Annotated in this window: 18 protein-coding genes; 9 read left to right on the forward strand and 9 right to left on the reverse strand. The window is 49.9% G+C overall.

Annotation, left to right across the window (positions count from 1 at the left end):
- Window positions 1–32: 32 nt before the first annotated feature.
- From NYE42_RS05310 to NYE42_RS05320, 3 genes are all read right to left on the reverse strand, one after another.
- Complete coding sequence (locus NYE42_RS05310; RefSeq protein WP_039252077.1) at window positions 33–1,502, reverse strand: sodium:solute symporter; 1,470 nt, start codon at window positions 1,500–1,502, stop codon at window positions 33–35.
- Window positions 1,499–1,699: a DUF3311 domain-containing protein gene (locus NYE42_RS05315; protein WP_007409181.1), complete on the reverse strand. Its 201-nt coding sequence runs from the start codon at window positions 1,697–1,699 to the stop codon at window positions 1,499–1,501. The genes NYE42_RS05310 and NYE42_RS05315 overlap by 4 nt, the downstream gene beginning before the upstream one ends.
- Before the next feature lie 120 nt (window positions 1,700–1,819).
- The gene (locus NYE42_RS05320; protein WP_012117241.1) at window positions 1,820–2,179 is read right to left on the reverse strand and encodes a hypothetical protein; all 360 of its coding nucleotides are present in this window, start codon (window positions 2,177–2,179) and stop codon (window positions 1,820–1,822) included.
- 152 nt (window positions 2,180–2,331) lie between these two features.
- On the opposite strand from NYE42_RS05320, the gene NYE42_RS05325 reads away from it, so the two are divergent.
- The 4 genes from NYE42_RS05325 to NYE42_RS05340 all read left to right on the forward strand — a co-directional run bounded on the left by NYE42_RS05325 (window position 2,332) and on the right by NYE42_RS05340 (window position 5,706).
- Window positions 2,332–2,958 (forward strand): TVP38/TMEM64 family protein, encoded by a 627-nt coding sequence (locus NYE42_RS05325; RefSeq protein WP_039252073.1) that lies wholly within the window; start codon window positions 2,332–2,334, stop codon window positions 2,956–2,958.
- Entirely contained in the window at window positions 2,955–3,470 is a 516-nt protein-coding gene (gene lepB, locus NYE42_RS05330; protein ID WP_003155158.1) for a signal peptidase I, read from the forward strand. Before NYE42_RS05325 ends, lepB begins: the two co-directional genes overlap by 4 nt.
- Before the next feature lie 147 nt (window positions 3,471–3,617).
- On the forward strand, window positions 3,618–5,096 hold the full coding sequence (locus NYE42_RS05335) for a monooxygenase (protein ID WP_352426811.1): 1,479 nt from the start codon (window positions 3,618–3,620) through the stop codon (window positions 5,094–5,096).
- A gap of 88 nt (window positions 5,097–5,184) precedes the next feature.
- Window positions 5,185–5,706, forward strand: a complete 522-nt coding sequence (locus tag NYE42_RS05340; protein ID WP_012117244.1) for a MarR family transcriptional regulator — start codon at window positions 5,185–5,187, stop codon at window positions 5,704–5,706.
- Window positions 5,707–5,742: 36 nt separating this feature from the next.
- Here the strand turns inward: NYE42_RS05340 and NYE42_RS05345 are convergent, their stop codons facing one another.
- The 5 genes from NYE42_RS05345 to NYE42_RS05365 form a co-directional block, all read right to left on the reverse strand.
- Window positions 5,743–6,900 carry an AbrB family transcriptional regulator gene (locus tag NYE42_RS05345; protein WP_033574498.1) on the reverse strand — a complete coding sequence of 386 codons (1,158 nt, stop codon included), beginning with the start codon at window positions 6,898–6,900 and terminating at the stop codon, window positions 5,743–5,745.
- A gap of 167 nt (window positions 6,901–7,067) precedes the next feature.
- Entirely contained in the window at window positions 7,068–8,264 is a 1,197-nt protein-coding gene (locus NYE42_RS05350) for an MFS transporter (protein ID WP_007409175.1), read from the reverse strand.
- 15 nt (window positions 8,265–8,279) lie between these two features.
- Window positions 8,280–8,900: a TetR/AcrR family transcriptional regulator gene (locus tag NYE42_RS05355; protein ID WP_031378468.1), complete on the reverse strand. Its 621-nt coding sequence runs from the start codon at window positions 8,898–8,900 to the stop codon at window positions 8,280–8,282.
- A gap of 249 nt (window positions 8,901–9,149) precedes the next feature.
- Window positions 9,150–9,659: a ferritin-like domain-containing protein gene (locus tag NYE42_RS05360; RefSeq protein WP_015417176.1), complete on the reverse strand. Its 510-nt coding sequence runs from the start codon at window positions 9,657–9,659 to the stop codon at window positions 9,150–9,152.
- Between the two features lie 68 nt (window positions 9,660–9,727).
- The gene (locus tag NYE42_RS05365; protein WP_199022641.1) at window positions 9,728–10,441 is read right to left on the reverse strand and encodes a DUF421 domain-containing protein; all 714 of its coding nucleotides are present in this window, start codon (window positions 10,439–10,441) and stop codon (window positions 9,728–9,730) included.
- 139 nt (window positions 10,442–10,580) lie between these two features.
- Here NYE42_RS05365 and addB point away from each other — a divergent pair, with 139 nt between their 5' ends.
- The 5 genes from addB (at window position 10,581) to NYE42_RS05390 (ending at window position 22,707) form a co-directional block, all read left to right on the forward strand.
- Window positions 10,581–14,081, forward strand: coding sequence for a helicase-exonuclease AddAB subunit AddB (addB, locus tag NYE42_RS05370; protein ID WP_352426812.1), 3,501 nt, complete (start codon window positions 10,581–10,583; stop codon window positions 14,079–14,081).
- Window positions 14,068–17,772 (forward strand): helicase-exonuclease AddAB subunit AddA, encoded by a 3,705-nt coding sequence (gene addA, locus NYE42_RS05375; RefSeq protein WP_251257174.1) that lies wholly within the window; start codon window positions 14,068–14,070, stop codon window positions 17,770–17,772. Before addB ends, addA begins: the two co-directional genes overlap by 14 nt.
- Before the next feature lie 64 nt (window positions 17,773–17,836).
- Window positions 17,837–19,009: an exonuclease subunit SbcD gene (gene sbcD / locus NYE42_RS05380; protein WP_007409169.1), complete on the forward strand. Its 1,173-nt coding sequence runs from the start codon at window positions 17,837–17,839 to the stop codon at window positions 19,007–19,009.
- On the forward strand, window positions 19,006–22,398 hold the full coding sequence (sbcC, locus tag NYE42_RS05385) for an exonuclease subunit SbcC (protein ID WP_352426813.1): 3,393 nt from the start codon (window positions 19,006–19,008) through the stop codon (window positions 22,396–22,398). The genes sbcD and sbcC overlap by 4 nt, the downstream gene beginning before the upstream one ends.
- Window positions 22,399–22,413: 15 nt before the next feature.
- Window positions 22,414–22,707: a hypothetical protein gene (locus tag NYE42_RS05390; RefSeq protein ID WP_007409167.1), complete on the forward strand. Its 294-nt coding sequence runs from the start codon at window positions 22,414–22,416 to the stop codon at window positions 22,705–22,707.
- Between the two features lie 43 nt (window positions 22,708–22,750).
- Here NYE42_RS05390 and NYE42_RS05395 read toward each other — a convergent pair whose 3' ends face one another.
- Window positions 22,751–22,969, reverse strand: coding sequence for a spore germination protein (locus NYE42_RS05395; protein ID WP_003155143.1), 219 nt, complete (start codon window positions 22,967–22,969; stop codon window positions 22,751–22,753).
- Between the last annotated feature and the right edge of the window lie 22 nt (window positions 22,970–22,991).

A 22,991-nucleotide genomic window follows, 5' to 3' on the forward strand; every position in this document is an offset into this window, starting at 1 on the left:
CCCTTTCGTGTATCTTACCGCTATCTTACCATTTAAGCCGCCTTTTCGGCTGCGCTGATTTGTTTTTTTCTGACTGCGGCGCTGACTGCAAACATGACGACAATGTTCAGAACCAGTGCGATGATGCCTGTATTCATATCTTTAACGATCTGCGGAAGAAACGGAAAGAGGGTTCCGATGGTTGATTCGGTCAGCGTAATGAAGGCCACCGTTCCGACCCCGGCCGTTATGCCGGCAAAAGCGCCGTGGCTTGTGATGAAACGCCGCTTCGGCAGGCTGAATAAGAGGGCGGGGAAAAGCTGGGTGACAAGGCTGTAGCCCATTAAAAGCAAGGTGACGATGGTATTTCCGCCTTTCAGCGTAAAATATACGGATATCAGCGCGATGACGGGTACGGCGTATTTTGCGAGCCGTGAGACTTTGTCGTCAGTCGTGCCGGGCAGAATGGCTTTGTACACATTTTTGGCGAACAGCGTGCTTGAGGCCATTAATATCATTGAACCGGGTACAAGCGCCGTCAGAATGCCCGCCGATCCGATCAGTCCGACAAACCAGGGATCAAAGGTTTTCACAGACAGCTTTAATAAGGCGAGATCCGTGTCCGCCCCTTTTAAACCGGGCACCTGCAGAATCGCCGCAAATCCGGTAAAGATGACAAACAGCAGGACGAGCTGATAAAGAGGCATGATGATCGCGTTTTTCCGAAACACCCGCGGATGCTCCGCCGAATAGGAAGCGGCAAATGTATGGGGCCACATATAAAAGCCGAGGGCGGTCAGCAAAACCGTTGAGCTGAACCAGGAAACGCTCTGTCCGGTTTCCGGCAGCGTGAGAAAACCGGGTTTTGCGGCGTCAATTTGTTTGAACATCTCCGTAAACCCGCCATAGTAATGAATGGGCAGATAAATGCCTAAATACAGGACGATGCCTAAAATCATGATATCTTTAACGACTGATATCCACGCTGAACCGTGGATTCCTGATATCATCACATAAATCGTGATGGAGACAGCGCCGATCCAGACAGCGGCGGAGGGCGGAATCTGTCCGTATGACGTTGCTGAAACAATTAATCCGAGCCCTTTCAGCTGCAGGACGAGATAGGGGATGAGGGATGCGATGCCGACGAGCGATACGAGAATGCCGAGGAGCGGGCTGTTGTATTTTGAAATAAAAAAATCTGATTGCGACATCAGTTTGTGTTGTTTGGCGTAAGTCCACACGGCTGGCAGAAGCCAATATGACAAAATGTAGGCAAGGCAGCCGTATGCGATAATATAAAAGGCGGGGCCTCCTTTTCCGTAAGCCCATCCGCTTCCGCCGAGGAATGTAAAGGTCGTGTATATTTCTCCCGCCATTAATAAAAAGACAAACATCGTGCCGAAGCCGCGTCCGCCCACTGTCCATTGTTCAAGGTCCATATGTTTTCCTTTTCGGGCCCGGATTCCGAGATACACACAAAACAGGAGCACGGCGGCCATTACGGGAAATGCTGCGTTCATTCCGCCTCACCCGCCTTGTTTTCTTTGTCCAATTTGTAAACGGCGGCCATCAGAACGGAAGTCAGCACCGCCCAGATGACGACATACGCGAGAATGAAAGGCATTCCGAAAACATAAGGCGTCACCCGGTTGGCAAATGGAATGCCGGCGAGAATTCCGAAAAAGGGCAGGGCGGCGAGAACATGAATCAGTTTCATAACATTCCTCCTTTTCATTGAAAACAGCGTGTCCCGATTATAAAGAAAATCATGTCGAATGTATAGTGTGAATAGTCTGAAATTTATCAACTGAAAAGGAAAAGCAGTCCCGGCTGCTTTTTAAATGGTCGCAAGAGACAGGTAATATTCTAATAAGGCGGTTACCTGTTCCCGTATTCTCGGGTTGAAATAACGGTGTTTTTCTTCATAGCCGTTAATGGTGCATATATAAAGCGTAAATGCTTCGTCTCTTTCCGCTTCGTATATTTTAATTTTACGCTTTCTTAACTCTTTTCGAACATCACTCAAATCCTTTTGTGCTAATTTTAAAGAGCAGCTGATAAGCTGTTTATAGGGTTGTTTTAATTTGAACGGGCACGAATCAAGCGCTTCGAGGTCCCGGTTCAGGATGGCAGCCGCCATGGGCAGAAACAGCCCTTTTTCGATGAGATCGCGGGTGCCGCTCCGGATGTCAGGCATAAATACTCCTTCTTTCTTAAAAAAGAGAACGTTTGTTCTTATTTTATACTCGCTTACACGATATTTCAAGTCGGAAAATCTCGTAAACATTTTCGTTTTTTGGAGATAATGTGTAGAATAAGGATAGACAAACTCGTTAAGGAGTATAAACGTTGGAGCAATTTTTATCATATTTGACTGAGGAACAGCTGACGGAATGGTTCCAAAGCTATAGAGCTTTCGGCCCGGCGGCTGCGGTTGCACTGCCTTTTATTGAAGCGTTTCTTCCGTTTTTGCCGCTCGTTGTATTTGTGGTGGCGAATACGAATGCATTTGGTTTGTGGGAAGGTTTTTTTCTGTCATGGCTCGGGTCTGCGGCAGGATCGATGCTGATGTTTTATGCCGTCCGCCGTTTCGGACAGAAAAGAGCTTTCAGTTTCATCCGCAGGCATCAGACCATAAGGCGGATGATGCTCTGGGTTGAGCGGCACGGTTTCGGTCCGCTGTTTATTTTACTTTGCTTCCCCTTTACGCCGTCCGCTGCGGTTCATATCGTTGCCGGCCTGTCACGGGTCGGGGCGCTGCAGTTTATATCAGCAGCCGCTATGGGGAAAATGGTCATGATTTTTATGATCAGCTTTATCGGATATGATCTACATGCACTCATGACACAGCCTTTCAGGATGGCGGGCGCCATAATGGTGATCGCGGTGCTGTGGTATGCCGGAAAGCATATCGAACGGCGGTTACAGACGAGAATCAGTCAGCATGAGAAAGACGGAGGGAGACAGGAATCTTGAAAAAACGATTTTGGTTTATAGCCGGCGTGCTTATCGTTGTTTTGGCCATACAATTAAAGAATGCCATTTTTATTGATTATAAAGTCGAAGGAATCAGCATGAATCCGACCTTTAAACAAGGAAATGAGCTGATGGTCAACAAGTTTTCCCATCGTTACAAAACGATCCGCCGTTTCGATATTGTCCTGTTCAAAGGCCCGCACCGCAAAGTGCTGATCAAACGTGTCATCGGGCTCCCCGGCGAGTCAATCGCATACAGGGAGGATCAGCTGTATGTGAATGGAAAACGGGTGGCGGAACCGTTTTTAAAACCGTTAAAGTCATCATTGTCCGCCGGGAGCCATGTGACCGGTGATTATACGCTGAAGGAAACGACCGGGCGCAAAAGCATACCGAAGGGACAATACTTTGTTATTGGCGACAACCGCATATACAGCCTCGACAGCCGTCATTTCGGTCCGATTAAGGATAAAGACATTGTCGGAGTCATCAGTGAATCAGACGCCAAGTAAACGGCGTCTTTTTTTTCGGAAATGATTGTAAAAAAGCAGAGGGAAGACTATAATGAAAATTGTTACGCGCGAAACAAAAAGGAGGCGTTTTATTTTTTGGTGATTTTGTTACGTGTGCAACAAAAAATATGAAAGAGGGCTGATGAGATGAAAACACAGGCTGCCATTATCGGGGGAGGTCCGGTCGGACTTATGCTTGCATCAGAACTGGCGCTGGCCGGAGTGAAAACGACTGTTATTGAACGATTGAAGAAGACGGTGCCATATTCCAAAGCGCTTATCATGCATCCGCGCACACTTGAGCTTTTTGCCATGAGAGGCATATTGGAACGCTTTTTGGAAAAAGGGACGAAGGTGTCTTCCGGCCATTTTTCCATGCTGGATACACGGCTGGATTTTTCTCGGCTGGATACGAAGCAGAATTATTCGTTAATGCTGCCTCAGGCAGAAACGGAGCGGATTTTGGAGGAGTATGCATCAAGTCTCGGCGCAGACATCATCCGCGGGGCGGAAGCGGTGGCTGTCACCCAGACGGATGACGGAGTGGAGACGGTGTTCCGGGACGAAAGCGGGATCCGCACTCTTCACAGCTTATATGCCGCGGGTACAGACGGAGCGGGGAGCATTGTCAGGAAACAGGCGGGCATCGCTTTTTCGGGCACTGATGCCGACTTAACAGGAACCCTCTGTGATGCCGCTTTGAAACATCCGCCCGAATCTTCCTTTTTGTCAACGTGCCGCCTGGAGGGATCGGTTGTGATTGTCCCTCTTACGGACGGACTTTTCCGCGTCCTCATCGTTTCTCCGCACGCTCCGCAAAAGCGGAAGGAAGAGCCGGTCACCGAAAATGAGCTGAAAGAAGACCTGCGGCGGATATGCGGCACTGATTTCGGATTGGGTGATCCGGTATGGACGTCGCGGTTCGGCAATGCCGAGCGTCAGGCTGAGCAGTACCGATCAGGCCGGGTTTTTGTGGCCGGTGATGCGGCGCACATTCATTTTCCCGCAGGCGGCCAAGGGCTGAACACGGGGCTTCAGGATGCCTTCAACCTCGGCTGGAAGCTGGCGGCGCAAATGAAGGGGAAAGCGGCGCCTTATCTTCTGGACAGCTATCATCAGGAAAGGCACAGCACAGGAAAAGAAGTATTGCACAATATAAAAACCCAGATAAAGCTCATGGATTTTACCGAGTCGTGGATGGCATTAAGAGAAACGATGGCCGCTTTGCTGGATTTTCAGGAGTCCAACCGTTTATTGGCGGGAAAAGTATCCGCGCTTGATCTGCATTATGAACCGGATGCGGAGCTGCCGCCGCATATCCTGAACGGAAAACGCCTGCCGGATATCGAATTGACCCTTCATGACGGGCGGCCGGCCCGGCTGTATGATTTTCTTCATAAGGGCGCCTTTGTGCTTTTGTCATTAAGAGGGAGCATTCCCGCCGGTATTGATACGGACAGCGTGGCAGCTGTCAGGGCGGAGCTTGCTGAAACACGTGCCGATTGGGATGACGTCCACGCCGTTTTCATCCGGCCGGACGGCCACGCGGCATGGGCAGCCGGCGGCTCGGGACGTGAAGCGGAAGAAGCTGTTCTGGCCGGTTTGGAGAGATGGGGATTCATCTGATACCCTTTTATGCGCCTGTGTGATTGTTTCTTGTGTAACAAAACGTTATAGTAAAAGAAACAATCAATACGGAAGGGTGATTCAGCAGTTGGACAGAAGACAGCCAGACCATGCAAAACACATGATTCTTGAAGGGCTGACAGATATTTTTCACGAGCAGGAGAGGTGTCAGGAGGACATCAGGGCGTCGTTGGCCGGACGGATGGACGAACTCCGTGAAGAAAACGGAAAAAAATTACAGTTGACTTTGACGGAAATTCACATTTTGTCGTGTATCGGAGATCATGAACCGATCAATGTCACGTCAATAGCGGAAAAAATGAAGACGACAAAGCCGACCGTGTCGAGAAGCTGCGCGAAGTTTTTGGAAGCCGGCTTTCTGCGCAGGACCCGGCTGAGCGACAATAAAAAAGAAGTCTATTTCCGGCTGACTCCTGCCGGGAAAGAGCTGCATTCTCTTCATCATGAATATCATGAATTGATAAAAAAGCGGCTCTTGGCGTTTTTAGACCGCTATACAGATGAAGAACTGTTATTTGCTGAACGGCTGTTCCGTGATCTTTCAGCAAACTGGCGGTCTGTAAATGGCGGCGGAGAGCTGTTCAAATAAAAAACACGCATATGGATGCGTGTTTTTTTATTCGGATCATGTTCCTCTTTCTGCCCGGCCTCTTTCACCGTGTGCCCGTTTCAGCTGAGAAAGGTGGTGCAGCAGCCGATAGAAGGGCGGAAGCATGGCGATGACGAGAACGATCCGGATGACCTGAACCGCGACGACGAAAGTCGAGTCTTCGTGCAGGGTGATCGAAGTCGCCGCCATCTCGGCGATCCCGCCGGGAGAAAAGGCGAGAACAGATGTAATCATGGAGATGCCCGTTAATTTAGAAACCGCAATCGCGCTCAGAATCATGGCGGCGATTAATCCGACGGAAGAAATAAATCCGACGGTCAGCACTCTCGTCACACCGGTGAACATACTTTTGTACATTTTTGATCCGATTGTGGCGCCGAGAAAAATTTGTGACAGCTGGTTCGCTTCCGGCGGCCACCAGGCCAGCATGTCTTTGCCCGCCAAGGCGGACACGCCGATTTCCGCAGCAGCAACGCCAATCATGCTGCCGAGCAGCCAAGGGGCGGGAAATTTCAGCCGTTTTGCGCCTTTGCTTGCAAGCCAGGCAGCCAAAATAAATCCGGCCGTTAACAAGACGGGAGTAAGGCCCGGATGTGAAGCTCCTGCCGAAACGGCTCCGGCTGATGTCTGAGCTGCACCGTTTTGTTTGGTAAATAAGAAAATGACAAGAAACGGTATTGTCATGACGACCAAAAGGACGCGCGTCAGCTGAATAAGGCTTACAATCGCGGTGTTTGCGCCGACTTCCTGGGCGATACCCGGCATGGCGGATAAACCGCCCGGCGCCGTGCCTACAAAGCTTGTCATCATGTCTGTCCGGCTGAACCGAAAGAGCACATATCCGGAAACAAGCGCCATCACGATAGAAAAAATCAGCATGAAGCCTACCGGAAGCCAATGCTCCCGTAAAACCGACAGAACGGACAGGTTCAGTTTCTGGCCGAGTTCGATGCCGAGGATCATTTGTCCCGCGGCAAGCCATCTGCGGTGAATCCCTCTTCTGTCAGGCGCCATGAACAGCCAGCGGGGCCTCGTCATGGAGAGGATGCAGCCGGCGGCCAGCGTTCCGAGCATCCAGGCGATCGACATCCCTGTAAGCGAAAGAAGAAACCCCCCTGCCGCACTGATGAGAATAAACCAGATATCCGTAAGGAGATGTTTGTCTTTCTTCAATGAAAACCCTTCTTCCTGAAACATTCATATTAAATTGTTAAGCTCGTTAACCTTACTATTACTATAGTATAGATTTTGAGATAAATAAATAATGAATTATTTCTCATAATCCATTCATTTTTCTTATCGCAAACGCAAAAAAAGCTCCGGAGATGGGTGAGTGCACCCTACTCCGAAACCTCGCCCGCTTTTCCTTTCCACACAAAGGTCAATCCCAGACCGAGAAATAAAACCACACCTGCGAACAGAAACGGGAAGTGAATATTCATATCAAATAAAATACCGCCCAGAGCCGGGCCGAAAATGGTGCCCAAACTCGTGTATGTTGAGTTCATACCGGCAACAAACCCCTGCTGATTTCCTGCGATTTTCGATAAATAAGTAGTCAGTGCCGGGCGCAGTAAATCAAACGCAAGGAAAATGATGCAGGTGACAGCGAGCACGGGCAAAAATCCTGACATCACCGTAGAAACGAAAGCCAGCACAGCGCCGATGATCAGACAAAGCTGAATGACTTTTTTCTCCCCGAGGAAGTTGACAAGTCTTCCGAACGCGAGTACTTGAATGAGGACCGCCACAATGGAGCTGAACGTAATAATAATGGCGATATCCTTTGGCGTGAAGCCGAATTTATGGTTTGTAAATAAGCTGAATACCGTTTCGTAAGCCGACAGTCCGAATGCCAAAACAAAAACGATGATAAAGGCGATCAAGTAGTTTGGATGAATCGACTTTTTCAAATCTTTTAAGAAAGTTGATTCTTTGACGCTTTCCAGCTGCTTTGCGCGTTCTTCTTTAGTTAACGGCTCTTTCAGCATAAAGACAGAGGAAATCACTGCGATAAATGCAATTCCCGCCGCAAAGAAAAACGGCATTCGAACGCCGTGATCGGCAATAAATCCTCCTATGCCGGGCCCGATGATAAACCCTGTGCTGATGGCGGCAGATACATAGCCCATCGCCTTCGATCTTTCCTGCACCGTCGTAATATCTGCGACATACGCTGTAACAGCGGGCATGATAAAAGCGGCACTGATGCCCCCCAGCACCCTTGCGAAATATAAAATGGAGACATGTGTGCCCAATCCGAAGGTCAGTTCGGATAATGCGAACAAAAACAGTCCGGCGAGAATCATGATTTTTCTGCCGAAGCGGTCAACCCATCTCCCCGCAATGGGGGATGCAATTAATTGCGCAACGGCGAAGGCAGCGACAAGGTATCCCATTGTGCTGCCCGTCAAGTGCATCACATTCATAAACAGCGGCATAACGGGAATGATCAATCCGATGCCTAAAAACGCAATAAATATATTGCTTAATAAGATGATGAGTACAGCCTTTTGTTCTCTGATCGGTTTTTGCATGTTGTTTCTCCTTTGTCAGCTGTCATTCTGTTTATCAGCGCTGATCGACCCGTGAATAAACACGGAGATGGCTTCTTTTTGCAATTCGATTCTTTGCTGAATGGTATCGTTTTTATATAACACATCTAAACCGTAGAAGACGGATAGCAGGATTTTTACTTTTGATTCGACATGATGAATGGACCAGCTGCCGTCTTGATTCCCCTCTTCTAAGATCTCTCTCATCACATCGTCATATTCAATATCAATTTTGTTGAGCCGCTTTACGACCTCCTCTGACGTAAACGCACTCGCATAAAACTCTTCACTTGCTCTCATAAGCGGGTAATTGATGCTCATCCGGCTGAGCAGCTCCGCAAAGCCCGCCAGCTTTTCGGCAGCATCTTTCAGATCAGCTTCCATTTCCCTCCACGTCTCGATCATCACGCGGTGATCCTCTTCCATGATATGAAGAAACAGAAACTCTTTTCCTTTAAAATGGTGATATAGATTGCCTTTACTGATTTCGGCAGCCTCTAAAATATCCCGAATCGATGTTTCTGAATATCCTTTTTTTGCAAATAAGTCACGCGAAGCGGATACGAGCCTGTTCTTCGTCTTTTGGCTCTTTCCGGCACCGCCTTTTGTATTTGTCACTTCACACAGATCCTTTCCGCCTCATTCATATCGTTGTCCCGCAAAGCGGGGCTCGGTTCGTTTGAAACCGACCAGTTGGTTTATTTTATTATAAAGGGTTTTTGCTGATTATACAATGAAGAAGGTATCCATTGTTTAGAGGGAGTATAAAACGGCTCGAAAAGTAAACCCCATTCTCTCATGTTGAAAGAACGGGGTTTGTCAGCGGTCTGAAGACTCCCGGCGGGGGAGCGTGATCTGCCTGAACCGTTATTTGCCGTTATTTACCTCGGTGTAGCTTGTGTTCGGCGCGTTTGATACCGTTCCCCCTGTATGGTGGAAAGGAGAGTGGGCCATATCGTATAAAAACCAGACGGCATGACGCTGCTCGTCAAATGCCGTGCGGGCAAATAACCGCTTCGCTTCCGGATGCACCGCTCTATCGGATGCCTGCAAATAAAAATCATTCGTTTTCTGCTCATCATAAAACGCCGCCCTCAGTCCTTCTCTGTATGTGTGCGGACAATGCTCCGTCTGTTTCGGCGTCAACTGTTTTCCGGTAATTGACGTATACAGTGAAGAGAAAGCGTGCAGGTGGCGCACTTCTTCCTCTCTGATATGTTCGATTCGTCTTCTGATTTCTGCGGTCGGCGCTTTTTCGGCTAATATTGAGTAGCAAATCACAGCGCTGTATTCACCGTTTATGGATTTTACCAGATCCTTTATAAGCACAGAATCGTCGCTGCAGATGGCTGTATAATGAAAAAAATTCTCGTGCATTGGACTCACCCCCGAATGTTTATAGGGTATTATACGGCGGCAGCCCGTGACATGTGCGGATGTCATTTTTATTCTTGATCTAGCGGCGATGTAATATGGTCGTCGTATGTGTCGACAAAAAGCCGGCCGTTGCTTCCGCGCACAGCGTATACGACGTCTTCCGGTTTGAGGTTTCTCTTGTCCAATTCTTCTCTCAGCCATTTTTCCGATACGTGGTTTTCTTCCAGATTATTCATCACCAGCCGGCCGTCCATAATCAGCTCAACGGCAAAGTTCTTTTCATGTCCGGCAAAGATGCCGAGATCCTTTCTTATAACGGGCGCAAATTCCGGTTTGACCTCCACTGACATGCTGCCGTTTGTTTCAATGATGGCAGTCTGAACCTGAGAAATGTCAAATACGTCATTTACACGCAGCTGCTGGTTCAAGTAGTCGATGGTATAGCGCATCGTTTTCATATTATGCTCAAGTATTTTTCCGTTTTGAATGATAATGGTCGGTTTGCCCGCAAAGAAACCCCTGGCGGTTCTGTTTTTCATAGAAAGATATGCGACAAGATAAATGATGACCACGAAAATCGTGTAAGCACTGACAGTAAAATGAATCGGCAGCTTTGTATTAAACGACAGATTTGCCGTGATGGCGCCGAGTGAGATGGCCGCAATGAAATCAAAAAGCGTCATCTGTGAAATGGTTTGTTTACCGAGTATCCGGGCGCCGATAAACAGAATGCTGAACGACAGAGCCGTCCGTACAATTACTTCGGGATATTCTGACATCATCATTAGTCCTTTTTTCTTTATTTTGGTCAAAAACGATATGTTTTAAAACAGTCATCCCGTTTTTACCAGCAGATGAGATTGGTCATTTTCGTCAACTTTCGATAAAATGTAGAAAGATAAAAAGAGAGGGGTCTTCTAATTGGGTGTTGAGTTTTTAGTAGGCAGATCGGGGAGTGGGAAAACGAGGCTGATTATCGACAGCATTCAAGATGAACTGCGCCGGGAGCCGTTCGGGAAACCGATCATTTTTCTAGTCCCGGATCAAATGACGTTTTTAATGGAATATGAGCTTGCTAAAACGCCGGATATCGGCGGCATGATACGCGCTCAAGTGTTCAGTTTTTCGCGTTTGGCGTGGCGCGTGCTTCAGCATACCGGGGGCATGAACCGCCCGTTTGTGACGACGACGGGTGTGCAGATGCTTTTAAGGAAACTGATTGAAGAACATAAGCACGAGTTTAAAGTGTATCAAAAAGCGAGTGACAAAACCGGGTTCACTGAGCAGGTGGAACGGATGCTGACAGAGTTTAAGCGGTACTGTATTGAGCCTGAAGACGTCCGCCGCATGGCGGAAAGCGGAACGGCGTCAGAATATCGCGGAGAGCGGATGCTGTCTGAAAAACTTCATGATTTAGGCATTTTATATCAGCAGATGGAAAGAAGCCTCGCCGGACACTATTTGCATTCAGAGGACTATTTGACGCTGCTCGCTCAGCAGATTCCTTTGGCGGACGTTGTAAAAGGCGCCCGTGTTTACGTCGACGGATTCTATCAATTTACGCCGCAGGAATTAAGGGTGCTGGAGCAGCTGATCATGCATGCTGAACATGTCACATTCTCGCTGACGGCGGACAGCCCTTCGGCGGAACAGGCACCGGATGAGCTCGATCTGTTCAGAATGACGGGAAGCACATACTATAAGCTTTATCAGACGGCAAAGGAATTGAATGCCGATATTTCCTGCAAGGAACTGCATGGCACGAAGCGGCATCAGCATGCTCCGGAGCTTGCCTGTATAGAGTCGCAGTACGATGTGCGTCCCGCCGCGGCGTATACCGGCGGACAGGAAGCTTTTGCCGTCATGCAGGCGCAAAACAGAAGAGCTGAGCTTGAAGGTATTGCCCGGGAAATTCAATCACTTGTCCGGGACGGAGGATACCGGTACAAAGATATGGCGATTCTCGTCCGTCAGCCGGAAGATTATAAAGATTTGCTGAAGGAAGTGTTTGCCGATTACGGGCTTCCTTATTTTATTGACGGAAAAGCTTCTATGCAGCATCACCCGCTTATTGAATTCATCCGTTCAAGCCTGGATGTCGTGAAGGGGAACTGGAGATATGAAGCGGTGTTCCGCTGTGCGAAAACCGAACTGTTATTCCCGCTTGATCAGCCGGAGCAGAAAATAAGAGAGCAGGTCGATCAGCTTGAAAATTACTGTATCGCCTACGGCATTAAAGGGGAGCGCTGGACGAGCGGCGAGCGGTTTGTATACAGGCGCTTCGTATCGCTCGATGAGGATTTCGCGCAGACGGATCAGGAAATAGAGATGGAACACATCCTGAATGAGACGAAAGAGTGGATGGCCGCGCCCCTTGTCCGGCTTCAAAACCGGATGAAAAAGGCGAAAACGGTTCAAAGCATGGCGGAGGCTCTTTATCTCTTTTTGGAAGATACCGATGTTCCCCTGAAGCTGGACCGGAAAAGGCAGCAGGCCGAAGAGGCCGGAAACATGATCGAAGCGCAGCAGCACGGCCAGGCGTGGGACGCCGTTATCCAGCTTCTTGAGGAGTTTGCCGGCATGATGGGTGAAGATGAAATATCTTTGGCACTGTTCCAGCAAATGCTTGAAACGGGAACGGAATCGCTTCATTTTTCTTTAATTCCTCCTGCGCTTGACCAAGTATTTGTAGGGAATATGGATCTCTCAAGAATGTACGGCACGTCCTGCACATTCGTCATCGGGGCCAATGACGGCGTTCTTCCGGCGCGCCCGGATGAAAACGGCGTGCTGTCTGATGATGACCGGGAGTGGCTGAAAGCAGTCGGAGTGGAGCTGTCTTCCGCGGGGCGTGAGCGGCTGCTTGATGAGCATTTTCTCATCTATATGGCGCTGTCGAGTCCGTCTGACCGTCTTTATGTGTCATACCCGATTGCCGATGCGGAAGGAAAAACGCTCCTGCCGTCAATCGTTGTAAACAGGCTTGGCGAGCTGTTTCCCGATCATCAGGAAAAGCTGTCAGCGGCTGATCCCGAGCAGGTAAGCGAAGAAGAGCAGCTTCAGTATCTCGTCAATAAACAGGTGGCTCAGACATATACGGCAAGTCAGCTCAGGCTGTGGACAAGAGAGTACGAGATCAGTGACGTATGGTGGAGCGCATACAATGTGCTGATGAAAGAGCCTGATCACCGGCGTGCGAAAAAGCTGTTTTCAAGCTTGTTTTTCCGCAATGAGGCGAAGCGTCTTGAACGCCCTGTTTCGCGCCGGCTTTACGGCGAGCATATTAAAGGAAGCGTCTCCCGGATGGAGGCGTTTAATGCCTGCCAGTTCTCTCATTTTGCATCTCACGGGCTTCAATTAAAAGAGCGGCAGTTTTTCAAGCTGGACGCGCCAGATATCGGCCAGCTGTTTCACTCCAGCCTGAAGCTGATTTCAGACCGGCTTCGTGAGCAGAAGCTGGAATGGCGCGATCTGACGAAAGATCAGTGCCGGAATTTCTCCTATGAAGCGGTGGAACGGCTTGCGCCAAAGCTGCAAAAAGAGATTCTGCTCAGCTCAAACAGACACTTTTATGTGAAGGAAAAACTGCAGAAGATCGTCACGCGTGTTTCTGGCATATTAAGCGAGCATGCGAAGGCGAGCGGTTTCGTCCCGGTCGGTCTTGAACTCGGTTTCGGCGGAAGCGGGCCGCTGCCCCCGCTCACTTTCACGCTGAAAAACGGCTGTACGATGGAACTCGTCGGACGGATCGACCGCGTGGATAAAGCGGAAAGTTCAAAAGGCCTGCTGCTGAGAATCGTTGATTATAAATCAAGCGACAGGGGGCTTGATCTGGCTGAGGTGTATTACGGGCTCGCTCTGCAAATGCTCACATATCTTGACTTATCGATTACACATTCCGCGGATTGGCTCGGCATGAAAGCGACCCCGGCAGGCGTTTTGTATTTCCATATTCATGATCCGATGATTCAGGCCAGTCTGCCGATGGGGCTTGATGAAATCGAGCAGGAAATTTTTAAGAAATTTAAAATGAAAGGCCTTCTCCTCGGTGACCGGGAGGCGATCAGCCTGATGGACACGACTTTGGAGGAAGGGCGTTCAAATATCGTCAATGCTGGTTTGAAAAAGGACGGTTCTTTAAGATCCGACTCAGCCGCGGTCAGCGAACGGGACTTTCATCTGCTGACAGACCATGTGCGGCGGACATTTGAACAGGCGGGCGAAGCGATAACGGACGGACTTGTGTCCATTACCCCGTATAAGCTGAAAGATAAGACGCCTTGTACGTACTGTGCGTTTCAATCGGTGTGCCAGTTTGATGAGTCGCTTAAGGAAAATGAATACCGCAGCCTGAAAGCGGAAAAAGACGGCACCATACTGGATTGGCTGAAGAAGGAGGCGGATGATGATGCAAATTCCTAAACCGAAAGACAGCATATGGACGGATGACCAATGGAGCGCCATCGTTTCTTCCGGCCGCGATATTCTGGTCGCTGCCGCAGCCGGATCAGGTAAAACGGCCGTGCTCGTGGAACGGATGATCAGAAAGATAACCGCGGAGGAAGATCCGGTTGATGTTGACCGGCTCCTTGTGGTGACCTTTACAAACGCCTCAGCAGCGGAGATGAAGCATCGGATCGCGGAAGCATTAGAAAAAGAGCTCGCCAAAAATCCGGGATCTCTGCATATCAGACGGCAGCTCTCTCTATTAAATCGGGCGAGCATTTCGACGCTTCACTCTTTCTGTCTGCAAGTGCTTAAAAAATATTATTATATGATTGATCTTGACCCCGGTTTTCGGATGGCTGACCAGACGGAAGGCGAATTGCTCGGAGACGAAGTGCTTGATGAGCTGTTTGAAGATGAATACGCAAAAGGGAATCAGGCGTTTTTTGAGCTTGCAGACAGATACACGACAGACAGGCATGATCTGGATCTTCAAGACCTTGTCAAACGGGTGTACGAGTATTCCCGGTCGCATCCTGACCCGGAAGCGTGGCTGCAAAGCTTTGTCCGCCTGTATGACGTGACGGAAGAAAGCAAAATGGAAGAGCTTCCGTTTTACCAATATGTGAGAGAAGATGCTGAAATGGCGCTCTACGGGGCAAAACAAAAGCTTGAGAAGGCGCTTGAACTGACAAAAGCGCCCGGCGGGCCGGCCCCGCGCGCTGATAATTTTCTGGATGACCTTCAGCAGATAGAAGAGCTGATCAGCTGCCGGCATGACTTCGATGCGCTGTATGAACGGGTTCCCGCAGTCTCCTTTAAGCGGGCGAAGGCGGTAAAGGGCGATGAATTTGACAAAGCGCTTTTGAACGAAGCGACCGATTTGCGAAACGGCGCGAAGAAACTGATCGAAAAGGTAAAGACCGATTACTTTACAAGAAGTCCGCAAGATCACTTAAAGAGTTTAACAGATATGAAGCCTGTCATCGAAACGCTCGTTCAGCTCGTGATATCGTACGGAAAACGATTTGAAGCGGCGAAACAAGAAAAATCAATTATTGATTTCTCAGATTTGGAACATTACTGCCTGGCGATTTTAACTGCGGTTGATGAAGAAGGCCGGCGAGTGCCGAGCGAAGCGGCCGTTTATTATCAAGACCAGTTCCATGAAGTTCTGGTTGATGAATATCAAGATACGAATCTTGTGCAAGAGTCTATCCTGCAGCTTGTTAAAAGCGGGAATGAAGAGGCGGGAAATCTGTTTATGGTAGGCGACGTTAAACAATCGATCTACCGTTTCAGACTTGCTGAGCCGCTGCTGTTTCTCGGGAAATATAAAAGGTTTACAGAAAGCGGGGAAGGCGCGGGGCAGAAAATTGACCTGAACCAAAATTTCCGCAGCCGCTCCGATATTTTGGACAGTACGAATTTCTTGTTTAAGCAGCTGATGGGCGGAAAAATCGGCGAAGTGGATTACGATGAACAGGCGGCATTGAAGCTCGGCGCATCGTATCCGCCGAATGACGCGGCAAAAACGGAACTGCTGCTCATTGACAGCGCTGATGGCGCAGACAGCTCCGAGGATGCCGAAGACTTTGAAACTGTGCATTGGGAAGCGAAAGCGATAGCCGGGGAGATCCGAAAGCTTGTCTCATCTCCGTTTAAGGTATATGACGGCAAAACAAAAACACACCGGAATATCCAGTACCGGGATATCGTAATTTTGCTGCGCTCCATGCCGTGGGCGCCGCAATTAATGGAAGAGCTGAAAAACCAGGGCATTCCGGTGTACGCCAATTTGACGTCGGGTTACTTTGAAGCCGTGGAGGTAGCTGCGGCGCTTTCAGTCTTGAAGGTGATTGATAATCCGTATCAGGATATTCCGCTTGCTTCCGTGCTGCGATCGCCCATCGTCGGCTGTGACGAAAATGAACTTGCGCTGATACGCCTTGAAAAGAAAAAAGCGCCGTTTTATGAAGCGCTGAAAGCATATATAGCGAACGCTGACAGGCATGATGACCTGTATCAAAAACTGAGAACCTTTTATGACAGTCTGCAAAAGTGGCGGTCATTTTCGACGAATCATTCGGTGTCTGAGCTGATTTGGGAAGTATACCGCGATACCGGATATTTTGACTATGCAGGCGGCATGCCAGGCGGAAAGCAGCGCCAGGCCAATCTGCGCGTCTTGTATGACCGGGCGCGCTCGTACGAAGCGACGGCGTTCCGCGGGTTATTCCGCTTTTTGCGGTTCATTGAACGGATGCAGGAGCGCGGCGATGATCTGGGGACGGCCCGGGCGCTCAGCGAGCAGGAGGATGTCGTTCGGCTGATGACGATCCACAGCAGCAAAGGACTTGAATTCCCCGTCGTTTTCACCGCCGGACTCGGCAGAAGTTTTAATATGATGGATCTCAACAAATCATACCTGCTTGATAAAGAGCTCGGTTTCGGCACGAAGTATATTCATCCGGAACTCAGAATCAGCTATCCGACTCTTCCGCTTGTGGCGATGAAGAAAAAGATGCGCAGAGAGCTCTTATCCGAAGAATTGCGCGTATTGTATGTGGCGCTGACCAGAGCGAAGGAAAAGCTGTTTCTCGTCGGTTCCTGCAAAAACCGGGAAAAACAGCTGGCCAAATGGCAGGCGCAAGCAGACCGGGCCGATTGGCTTCTTTCTGAATTCGACCGCTATCAGGCGTCATCTTATTTGGACTTTATCGGGCCGGCGCTCATCCGCCACCGTGACATGGAGGCGCACAGGACGCCGGGACTTTCCTCATCTGAGGATATCGCGCGCGACCCGTCGCGTTTTCATATCCGGATGCTGCAGCAAAGTGAATTGCTGGAAGAGAATCCGAAAGAACGTGCTGAAGAAAAGAGCAAACGTCTCAAAGCGATTCAGCAGGGCGAGCCGATTCCTGATTCGTTTTCATTTGATGATCAGGCGCGCCGTCTGCTTGAATGGGAATATCCGTACCGAGAGCTGACGGCTATCAGAACGAAGCAGTCAGTTTCTGAGCTGAAGAGAAAGCAAGAATACGAGGATGAATACAGCGGCCGCTCTCTCATCAAACCGTCAGGAGACACGCTTTTATACAGGCGTCCCGGTTTTATGATGAAAAAAGGGCTGACAGCCGCCGAAAAAGGGACGGCGATGCATACGGTGATGCAGCACATACCGCTGACGCACGTTCCGACTGCCGAAGAAGCGGAGCGGACGGTCCGGATGCTTTACGAAAAAGAGCTGCTGACAGAAGAACAGCAGGAAGCTATTGATATAGAAGAAATTGTCCAGTTTTTCGGAACTGAAATCGGGAAAGACCTTCTCGGGGCGCTGCGGATTGACCGGGAAGTGCCGTTCAGTATGGCGCTTCCGGCCGGCGAGGTGTACAAGGATGCCGAAACGGCCGGTGAACCGCTGCTCGTGCAGGGGATTATTGACTGCCTCTACGAAACTGCGGACGGTCTCTATTTGCTGGACTATAAAACAGATCGGATAGAGGGGAAATTCCGGAACGGATTTGAAGGCGCGGCTCCGATTCTGCAAAAAAGGTATGAAACACAAATCGAATTGTATACAAAAGCGGTTGAACAAATTACAAAAACGAAAGTGAAAGGGCGTGCGCTCTATTTCTTCGATGGAGGTCACGTTCTTACACTGTAACAAGATCCGAAGCTCCTTTTTGGAGCGGATCTTTTTTTCTATCAAAAAGTGAGGTGAATGCGGTATGCGCATTTTACATACAGCTGACTGGCACCTCGGCAAAACGCTGGAAGGCAGAAGCAGGCTGAGCGAGCAGGCCGAGGTATTGGAAGAGCTGAATACCATTGTCAAGGAAGAAAATATTGATGCGGTCATTATGGCGGGGGATGTATTTGATACGGTCAACCCGCCTGCGCTCGCTGAACAATTGTATTACGAAAGTCTTTCCGCGCTTTCTGACGGCGGAAAGCGCCCGGTTGTCGTCATTGCCGGAAACCATGACAATCCCGACAGGCTGGCGGCGGCTTCTCCGTTAACAAATGAGCGCGGCATTCATTTAATCGGCTATCCGCGGACAGAACCTGTGCATATTGAAGTGCCGTCGGCGGACGAGCTGTTAGCCGTAGCTGCGCTGGCATATCCGTCAGAGGCGAGATTAAACGAAGTGCTTTCTGATACGTTTGAGGAAAAGCTTCTTCGCGATCATTACGATGTCAAAATCAGAGAGGCGTTTGCTCACATGTGCGGACTGTGCCGGGACGATGCCGTGAAAATCGCGGCGAGCCACATTTATGTCGCGGGGGGAAATCAGACCGATTCAGAGCGTCCGATTGAAGTCGGGGGCGCTTACACAGTTGCCGCTGACAGCCTGCCGGCTGATGCGGCTTACGTGGCTCTCGGCCATCTCCACCGTCCGCAAACGATCAAGCGCGCCAAGACGGCTGCCCGTTATTCAGGCTCTCCGCTCGCATACAGCTTTTCGGAAGCCGGTTATGCCAAATCGGTGACGGTGGTAGAAGCGAAGCCCGGCGGAGAAGCGAAGTGGGAAGAGATTTTCCTGTCTTCCGGTAAACCGCTCGTCAAATGGAAAGCGCAGGGGCTGAGCGAGGTTCACGGCTGGCTTGATGAAGGGCGTGACCGGAATGCCTGGATCGATCTTGATATCCATTTGACGGATCAGCTTTCTCTCGAGGAAATTCATCGGCTGAGAAAGGCGCATCCCGGCTTTATCCATATCAGGCCGGTTTTTGAAGAAAAAGAGACCGAAAATGACCGGATTGAAGTGAAACACACATCAATTGAGGATCGATTTAAGAAGTTTTATGAAAAACAAACGGGCGGCGGCGTGCCGGATGAGGAGATGGTCAAGCTGTTTTTAGAGCTTGCGTCAGCAGATGATGAGGAGGATGCGACATGAAGCCGATTCTGTTAACGATAAAAGGGCTCCACAGCTTCAGGGAGGAACAGACCATTGATTTTGCCGGACTGTCCGGAGCCGGGGTGTTCGGGATTTTCGGGCCGACCGGAAGCGGAAAATCATCAATCCTTGATGCCATGACACTCGCTTTATACGGAAAAGTGGAGCGCGCCGCAAATAATACGCACGGCATCCTGAATCATGCCGAAGATCAGCTCGCCGTCTCATTTACATTCGCGCTTCAATCCGGCCACCGGGTTTCCTACAAGGTCGAGCGCGTTTTTAAGAGAACGGATGAAACGAAAGTAAAAACCGCCCTCTGCCGCTTGATTGAAATCAAAGACGAACAAACGGTGCTGGCCGATAAAGCGAATGAAGTGAACAAAAAGGTGGAAGAGCTTCTTGGCCTGACCATTGACGACTTTACAAGAGCCGTCGTGCTGCCGCAAGGAAAGTTTGCCGAGTTTCTGTCACTTAAAGGCGCGGAAAGAAGACATATGCTCCAGCGCCTGTTTAATCTGGAACAGTACGGGGACAGGCTTGTCAAAAAATTGCGGCGGCGGGCGCAGGAAGCGGCAGCGAAAAAAAATGAAATGCTGGCCGAACAATCCGGCCTCGGAGACGCAGGAGAAGATGCGCTGAAGCAGGCTGAACAGCAGTTTCACGAAGCGAACGAACGGCTTGAAGAAGCTGAGAAGAAACGGGTCCGGGCAAAAGAGCGCTTTGAGAATCACCAGGAAATTTGGAACCTGCAGACAGAAAGAGATGAATATGAGCGCCGGGAGAAAAAGCTTGAGGAAAGACGCCCGTACATCACGGATTTGACTGAGCGTCTTAAAGAGGCGGAAACAGCTCTCGCCCTTGAGCCGTACGCAGACCGTTACACAGAAGCCGTCCGCCGGAAGCAGCGCGCCGAACAGGAACACGAACTGGCCAAACGGAAATCAGAGGCGGAAACCGTTTCATTTACCCGGCAAAATGAAGCCTATGAAGCATGGCGGGCCCATAAGGCCGAACAGGAGCCGAAGCTTGTCAAGGAAGAAGAGCTGTATCAAAGACTTTCAGCCATTGAACAAAAACTGCTTGAAGCGAAAAAAGAAGCGGAAAAAACAAATGCGGAACACAGCAAAAAAGAGGAAGAATACGAAGCCGCCTCGAAACAGCTGGCCGGAGTGAAAGACCGCCTGACCCGCGGCCAAAACAGGCAGAATGAGCTGAAAGAAGAGCTGAAAGCAGTTCAAGTGACCGCCGATGAACGGAAAAAATGCCAGACCGCCGCACAGCTGGCGGCAGGCTTTCAGCAGACACAGGAACAAATCACGAAAGAACGGGCCAATCTGACAACGCAGCTGAAAAACGTGGAGAAGCTGAACGGAGAAAGCGAGTCGCTCACAGCGAAAGCGAAAACGGAAGAGGAAGATGTTACGCACGCTTATCAAACGCTTCAAACCGTTTACCATATGGTCTGTGAAACGGAACGTTCACTGAAAGCCGCAGCCGAACGGGCTGACAAAACGCAAGCCGATCTCCGCAGGCGCTCAGAGGAAGCGAGAACGGCTGCATTAACAAAAGAATTATCGGAAAAACTAATCGAAGGAAAGCCTTGTCCTGTATGCGGCTCGACGCAGCATGACCGCCCGCGTTCCGCTCATGAAACATTCTCGCCTGATACGGCTGTACAGGAACAGTTGCAGCAGGTTGAAGCGCTGCTTTCTGAGGCGGCGGCTCTTTCTCAGGAAGTGCTGACAGCCAAGGTTGCATTAGAAGAACAGTCGGGGCGTTTTACCGAAGAATGTCCGTTTCTGCAAAGCGTCCGGGTTCCGGAGCTGGAAGCCGCTTCCTCCATCAGCGGACGCCCGCTTGATGAAGCGTTCAGCGCCGTCCGCTTGGAATGGAAACAAATGAAACAGGATATGCTGTCGGTAAAAGAGAAGGTCACAAGACTGATCAGCGCGCATCAGCAGACGGTGAAACAAGCTGAGCAGCTTGCCGAACGAATCCGCTACGAGGAAAAAGAAGCCGGCCGTCTCAGACATTCATTAGAAGAGCTTGAATCGCTGTCAGAAAGCCGATTGAATCAGTACAATGAAGTCTGCGGTGATATTCCGCCAAACCGGATTGACGCCTGGCAGGCTTCGATAGATGAGAAGGACAGGCAGGCAGAAGAATGTGAGAAGCGCATTGAAACAAGCATCGCATTCCTCAAGGAACATGAAGAGGAGAAAGAACGCCTGCAGGAGATGAAGCATCGGCTTGAACGGGAACGGCTCGAGCTTCACTATGCGTCTGAGCGCCTGCAGCAGGTGATTGACGGATATGAACAAGAGCTCGGAACAGCAGCCGAAGAAACATCAATTTCCGCAAAGCTTGAAGCGGTGCGGCAGGAATTACAGCTGTTAAAATCCAAAGAACAGTCCCTATTCGACGCGCTGAAGCAGGCGCAGCAATCACTGAATGACGCAAAAGGCCGGGAATCCGGGAGTCTCATGTCACTCAGGGATGCTGAGACCTCCCTTGAGAAAGCGCAAAACGACTGGCGCGTGAGGTCAAAAGACACCGGGTTTGCCGACCCGGACCAAGTCAAAAAAAGTCTGCTTCCGCAAGGGCGTGCAGAGGAAATGAAAAAAGAAATAGATGAGTTCTTGGACACCTCAAAACAGCTATCGGCAAATATCAGCCGTGTTACTGATAAATTAGCCGAGCGCCGGATATCGGAGGAAGAATGGACAGCATCCGTTTCTCTGCTGAAGCAGGCAGAGGCTGAGTCAGGCGCCGCCATGGAGGAAAAAGGAGCACAGGCAAAAGCCTTCGCGGTTATGCAAAAACAGCATAAGCGCTTTAAAGAGATTGAAGCCGAACTGAAAAGCTGGCAGACACAGATTGACAGGCTTGATAAGCTCCAGTCTGTATGTAAAGGCAATACATTCGTCGAATTTTTAGCGGAAGAACAGCTGGAAAGCGTGGCTCGAGACGCCTCTGCCCGTCTCGGAGCTTTGACAAGGCAGCGGTATGCCATATTAGTCGATTCAGAAGGCGGTTTCGTCATGCGTGATGACGCGAACGGAGGCGTCAAACGGCCCGTATCAAGCCTTTCCGGCGGAGAGACGTTTCTGACATCGCTGTCGCTTGCGCTTGCCTTGTCCGCCCAGATTCAGCTGCGGGGGCAATACCCGCTGCAATTCTTTTTCTTAGATGAAGGATTTGGGACTCTTGACCAAGGGCTCTTAGACACCGTTGTCACAGCGCTCGAAAAGCTGCAATCGGACAACTTATCCGTCGGAGTGATCAGCCATGTGCAGGAGCTGAGAGCGCGTCTGCCGAAAAAATTAATCGTTCATCCGTCCGAACCGGGCGGGAAAGGCACCCGGGTCACCTTGGAGATCATGTAGAAAGGAGAAGGAATCATGGCCGATTCTGCCGAGGGCACATGTGAATTATGCGGCCGCCATCATGTGCGGCTGACGGAGCACCACTTAACGCCTAAGGAAGAAGGCGGGACATTCCTTCCGACCGCAATGCTCTGCATCCCTTGTCATAAACAGGTTCACGCGCTCTATACGAATCAGGAGCTTGCGGCAAGGCTCACGGGAATAGAAGAGCTGCGTCGTGACCCGAAACTCGCGCGGTTTGTGAAATGGATCAGAAAACAGCCGCCGGAAAAGCTTGTAAAAACAAAAAAAGCAAATGAACGAAAATAACGCTGAAACAAAAGCAGCCCTCTTCTGAAAGAGCGGCTGCTTTTTAGGCGTTTCCGACCACATTTTGATCGCTGACATCGGGGTCTATATAGTTTGTCGCATTGACAACGTTGTTTAATAACAGGAAATCTCCGGTATTGCCTGCTCCCGAACCGAGCGCAGATTTAGAAGAGCTTTTTGGAGAAAGGTAAAAGGAATCACCAAAGTTTACGACTCCGCCCGATATGGAATTGATAGCTATAGGTCCGGTAATTGCTGGCATAAACGACACCCTTTATAGAAGT

The organism is Bacillus sp. FSL K6-2865, assembly GCF_040311405.1.
Lineage (GTDB): Bacteria > Bacillota > Bacilli > Bacillales > Bacillaceae > Bacillus > Bacillus velezensis.

Excerpts from the sequence above, each read along its gene's own strand:
- sbcD (WP_007409169.1), top strand. The coding sequence starts at position 17,837 with ATGCGCATTTTACATACAGCTGACTGGCACCTCGGCAAAACGCTGGAA.
- NYE42_RS05320 (WP_012117241.1), bottom strand. The coding sequence starts at position 2,179 with ATGCCTGACATCCGGAGCGGCACCCGCGATCTCATCGAAAAAGGGCTG.
- NYE42_RS05350 (WP_007409175.1), bottom strand. The coding sequence starts at position 8,264 with ATGCAAAAACCGATCAGAGAACAAAAGGCTGTACTCATCATCTTATTA.
- NYE42_RS05365 (WP_199022641.1), bottom strand. The coding sequence starts at position 10,441 with ATGATGTCAGAATATCCCGAAGTAATTGTACGGACGGCTCTGTCGTTC.
- NYE42_RS05390 (WP_007409167.1), top strand. The coding sequence starts at position 22,414 with ATGGCCGATTCTGCCGAGGGCACATGTGAATTATGCGGCCGCCATCAT.
- sbcC (WP_352426813.1), top strand. The coding sequence starts at position 19,006 with ATGAAGCCGATTCTGTTAACGATAAAAGGGCTCCACAGCTTCAGGGAG.
- NYE42_RS05395 (WP_003155143.1), bottom strand. The coding sequence starts at position 22,969 with ATGCCAGCAATTACCGGACCTATAGCTATCAATTCCATATCGGGCGGA.
- NYE42_RS05335 (WP_352426811.1), top strand. The coding sequence starts at position 3,618 with ATGAAAACACAGGCTGCCATTATCGGGGGAGGTCCGGTCGGACTTATG.
- NYE42_RS05310 (WP_039252077.1), bottom strand. The coding sequence starts at position 1,502 with ATGAACGCAGCATTTCCCGTAATGGCCGCCGTGCTCCTGTTTTGTGTG.
- NYE42_RS05315 (WP_007409181.1), bottom strand. The coding sequence starts at position 1,699 with ATGAAACTGATTCATGTTCTCGCCGCCCTGCCCTTTTTCGGAATTCTC.
- NYE42_RS05360 (WP_015417176.1), bottom strand. The coding sequence starts at position 9,659 with ATGCACGAGAATTTTTTTCATTATACAGCCATCTGCAGCGACGATTCT.
- addA (WP_251257174.1), top strand. The coding sequence starts at position 14,068 with ATGCAAATTCCTAAACCGAAAGACAGCATATGGACGGATGACCAATGG.